Source organism: Streptococcus hepaticus (assembly GCF_043656315.1).
Lineage (GTDB): Bacteria > Bacillota > Bacilli > Lactobacillales > Streptococcaceae > Streptococcus > Streptococcus hepaticus.
In genome coordinates this window covers 1-738 of the sequence record NZ_JBINIY010000042.1, presented here as the reverse complement: position 1 = coordinate 738, position 738 = coordinate 1, and the positions used below count along the sequence as shown (strand labels likewise).

The window sequence follows — 738 nt, the reverse complement described above, 5'->3', positions numbered from 1 at the left end:
AAATCAAAACCACCAGTGTGAACTGGTGGTTTGCTCTGCGGCTGTAAGCCGCTCTTACCGGCCAGGGCCAAAGGCCCACTGAAATAGCTTCCTCGCGCACCACTTTCCCGAGCAGATGCTAAAGCACCTCGTCTATTTCTTCCTATTAGGTTCGCCTGTAAACGGATCAAATGTTTCAAACAAGGTTAGCTGATCCGCTACCCTGTCTTCCTGCAATTGATTCTGAATATACTCGACAATCACCTTTTGGTTTCGACCTACTGTATCAACATAGTAACCTCTACACCAAAATTTTCTGTTACCATACTTGTATTTTAAGTTAGCATGTTTGTCAAAAATCATAAGACTACTTTTGCCTTTCAAATATCCCATAAAACTAGATATACTGAGTTTCGGTGGAATACTTACTAACATGTGAATATGATCTGAACAGGCATTGGCTTCATGAATTGTCACTCCCTTGCGTTCACACAAATCTCGAATTATCTTCCCGATACTAGCCTTGTATTTGCCGTATATGATTTGGCGACGATATTTTGGGGCGAAAACGATATGATATTTACAATTCCAACGTGTATGTGATAAACTTTCATTATCCTCTCTCATGAGGGACCTCCTGTATGATGTGATGGGGTGGCGGGGAAACCACTTTTATCTTATCATTTGGGGAGGTTTTTTTGATACCACGCTATAAGCTATCCGGAACCACTAGCATAGCTAGTGGTTTTCTGAAGCCAA

General features: G+C 41.6%; 1 protein-coding gene. It reads right to left on the bottom strand.

Annotation, left to right across the window (positions count from 1 at the left end; all coding sequences use genetic code 11):
• Positions 1 to 132 precede the first annotated feature (132 nt).
• Positions 133 to 606, bottom strand: a complete 474-nt coding sequence (gene tnpA / locus ACHUFA_RS10970; RefSeq protein ID WP_222350231.1) for an IS200/IS605 family transposase — start codon at positions 604 to 606, stop codon at positions 133 to 135.
• Positions 607 to 738: the final 132 nt, after the last annotated feature.

What these genes read in the sequence shown, in the direction of transcription:
- tnpA (WP_222350231.1), bottom strand. Translation starts at nt 606, where the DNA reads ATGAGAGAGGATAATGAAAGTTTATCACATACACGTTGGAATTGTAAA.